The sequence below is a fragment of the Actinophytocola sp. genome (assembly GCF_045807065.1).
Lineage (GTDB): Bacteria > Actinomycetota > Actinomycetes > Mycobacteriales > Pseudonocardiaceae > Actinophytocola.
The window spans coordinates 1-3,434 of sequence record NZ_JBJMIE010000783.1; the positions used below are offsets into that span (position 1 = coordinate 1).

At 68.2% G+C, this 3,434-nt stretch carries 3 protein-coding genes and 1 pseudogene; all 4 read left to right on the plus strand.

Annotated elements, in window-relative coordinates; genetic code table 11:
- Positions 1–902, plus strand: a pseudogene (locus tag ACJ73U_RS45465) (elongation factor 4); the annotation flags it as partial.
- A 134-nt stretch (positions 903–1,036) separates the two neighbouring features.
- Positions 1,037–1,696, plus strand: coding sequence for a hypothetical protein (locus tag ACJ73U_RS45470; protein WP_407784021.1), 660 nt, complete (start codon positions 1,037–1,039; stop codon positions 1,694–1,696).
- Positions 1,693–2,943: a hypothetical protein gene (locus ACJ73U_RS45475; protein WP_407784022.1), complete on the plus strand. Its 1,251-nt coding sequence runs from the start codon at positions 1,693–1,695 to the stop codon at positions 2,941–2,943. The genes ACJ73U_RS45470 and ACJ73U_RS45475 overlap by 4 nt, the downstream gene beginning before the upstream one ends.
- 71 nt (positions 2,944–3,014) lie before the next feature.
- A partial coding sequence (locus ACJ73U_RS45480) for a cyclic nucleotide-binding domain-containing protein (RefSeq protein ID WP_407784023.1) occupies positions 3,015–3,434 on the plus strand: 420 nt, incomplete at its 3' end.

The following is a 3,434-nucleotide window of genomic DNA, read 5'->3' on the forward strand; positions in this document are numbered from 1 at the left end:
CGGACTACCCGGATCTGCGCGAGGCACTGGACAAGCTCCGGCTCAACGACGCGGCGCTGAGCTATGAGCCGGAGACCTCCTCGGCGCTGGGTTTCGGTTTCCGGTGCGGTTTTCTCGGTCTGCTGCACCTGGAGATCGTGCGGGAGCGGCTGGAGCGCGAGGCGGGCCTCGACCTGATCTCCACCGCGCCGAACGTGGTCTACCGCGTGGTGCTCGACGACGGCGGCGACATCACGGTGACGAACCCGTCGGACTGGCCGGAGGGCAAGATCGCCGAGGTGTACGAACCGGTGGTCAAGACCTCGATCATCGCGCCGAGCGACTACATCGGCGCGATCATGGAGCTGTGCCAGAGCAGGCGCGGCCAGCTCGGCGGCATGGACTACCTGTCGAGCGACCGCGTCGAACTGCGCTACACCATGCCGCTCGGCGAGATCATCTTCGACTTCTTCGACACGCTGAAGTCCCGCACCCGCGGCTACGCGTCGCTGGACTACGAGCCCGCCGGCGAGCAGGCGGCGGACCTGGTGAAGGTCGACATCCTGTTGCAGGGCGAGCCGGTGGACGCGTTCTCGGCCATCGTGCATCGGGAGGCGGCGTACGGGTACGGCACGAGGATGGCCTCGAAGCTGCGGGAGCTGATCCCGCGCCAGCAGTTCGAGGTGCCGATCCAGGCGGCGATCGGGGCGCGCGTGATCGCGCGGGAGACCGTGCGGGCCATGCGCAAGGACGTCCTCGCCAAGTGCTACGGCGGTGACATCACGCGCAAGCGGAAGCTGCTGGAGAAGCAGAAGGAAGGCAAGAAGCGCATGAAGATGGTGGGCCGCGTGGAGGTCCCCCAGGAAGCCTTCGTCGCGGCCCTCTCGACCGACGAGTCCCCGGACAAGGCGAAGAAGAAGTAGGGCCGCCCCCCAGGACTGGACGGACGACGAGTCCGATCGCGTCGCTCTGTGTCGGCTGACGCAGAGCGAATCGCCTCGTGCCCGACCGCCGTGTTGCCATGGCGTCGTTCACGAACTCGGCGATCGGAGAGCACGTGGTTGATCAGGAGAGTGGTTCGCGGCCGTCATCGTTCAGCGTGGGCGGTGACCTCTCGATGCGCGGGTCCAACTTCGCCGGGGGCGACCAGCACATCGGCGACAACGTACGCGGGGACAAGGTCGGCCGGGACAAGATCACCAGGAACAACATCCGGCTGCGGTTTGGACTCGGCTTGCTCGCCCTGGTCCTCGTCGGTGGCGGCGGCTACCTCGCGGTCAAGCGGATCACCGCGGACCCCACCGACGTGGTGTACGAGGAAGGACTGGACGGGGCCGCGCACACCGCGACCGCGATCAAACAGGCCGAGGTCGACGGAAACGCCAAGGACTGGTGCTTCCTGGCTTCCGCGCAGTCGGGCGGCACCTGTACGACCATGATGTCGGCCGCGTTCACGAGCAGGCCGGACCTGCGGGCCGAGATCCCGGAGGTGGAGCTCGGCGCCGCGTCCGGCTCGGGCAACAGCGCCCAGGTGGACGTGTCGTTCCACGGCGCGAAGGTGGGCGTCGCGCCGCTGTCGTGGAACGGCGAGCGGTGGGAGCTGCAGAGCGCCTTCTACATGGTGAGCATCAACAACGGCGGGCTCGCCTTCACCGCGGTGCTGAACTCCCACGGCTGTGGCGTGCTCCTCGGAACGATCACGGGGTGCGACACGTGACCGCGCACCCCTACCCCGCGACGGTTCTCGTCATCGACCTGCGTCGGTTCGGCGGGCTCACCAACCCGGAGCAGATCGTCGCGCGGCGGCAGCTGTACGACCTGCTGTCGGCCGCGTTCGCCGCGAGTGATCTCGACTGGGAGCTGTGCTCGCACGAGGACCGCGGGGACGGCGTGCTGGTGATCGTGCCCGTCGAGGTGCCCAAGGCCGTGCTGCTGGACTCCGTGCTCACCGAGTTGGCCACGCGCGTCGAGGACGCGCCGCGGCTGGCTTCGGGTTGGTCGATGAGCCTGCGGGTGGCCGTGCACACCGGGGAGGTGCACAGGGACGAGAACGGCTTCGTCGGCTCCGACATCAACCACGCCTTCCGCCTGCTGGACTCCGACGTACTGCGCGAGGCGCTGTCGGCGACCGACCGTCGGTGCGCGGTGCTGGTGTCGGACGTGCTCTACCAGGGCATCGTCCGGCACGGCTACGGTCGGATCGAGCCGGCCGCCTTCCACCGCGCGGTGGTGCACACCAAGGAGATGACCACCGCGGCGTGGCTTTTCGTCTCCGGCGACGAGGCGACGGCGCGGACCGTCGCGAACCGCCACCGCGCCGAACCGGTGACATCGGTCTCCGGAGTGCGGGTGGGTGGCGCCATGAGCATGGAGAACTCGAACCTCGCGCTCGGCGACCAGCACGTCGGCGACGTCGTCGGAATCCAGAACGCGACCTTCCTCCAACAGGTCCGAACCTATTCGGCGAGGCACCCTCGGCTCGCCGTCCTGGTCGCCGTGCTGGTGTTGGCGTTCCTCGGCGCCGGTGGCTATGCGATCTACGTCGCCGTCGGCGGGGACCCGGCCGAGACCGTGGACACCTCCGCGGGCGGCGACTTGACGGAACCGTTGGTTGCCGATCCGTCGACCACGACCGACGCTCCGGCGCCGAACTCGGCTTCGCCCGGGCTCCGCGATCCCGGCATTCTCGTCGGCAGTTGGCAGTCGTCGGATGATGTGGCCAAGACATTCAGCGGTAACGGTGGTCCGTGCGAGGGGTTCTTCTATTCGAATGGACAAGCACTGGACATCGGTGGACCGATGACCTGTGTCGTCTCGAGTCGCCCTGATGGGGACGGCAGATTCACGATGAGGGTGACCCAGCAGCCCAATCGGGCCAGCTACAAGGTGTTACTCGAATCCGCGGACCAGGTCGCCGTTTACGGGATGGACGGTGCGCTGCTCTACCGGTTGAACCGGTTCTGAACCAAGGTTACGCCCGGCCTCGGTTCGGCGATGCACTGCTTGTCGTCGCCGGCCGAGGAGTGGACCACACCATGACAGTCATACCCCCGATCGCTGCCGTGACCGGTGATCACCGGGTGGGCAGCTTCTGGTACAGGCTCACCGACGGGGAGCGGGCCGAGCTGGCCAACGTCGCGCGGTCGCGGCGGTATGCCATGGGCGCCGTGCTGATTCGCGCGGCCGCCCTCGACCAGTGGTCGGTCATCCTCTACAGCGGCCGGGTGCGGGTGCTCGGCGCCGACCGTGTCCGCCCCATCGCTGAGCGCTGGGCCGGCGACATCGTCGGTGAGCAGGCGTTGCTGGACAACGGGGCGCGTTCGTCGACCGTGCGGGCCGAGACGGCGGTGCATGCGTTGATGATTGGCAGGCGGGACTTCGACGCGGTTGTCGAGCGGCAGCCACGGATCATGCGCGTCCTCGGAGCGGTGGTCTCCGAGCGGCTGCGCGAGGCC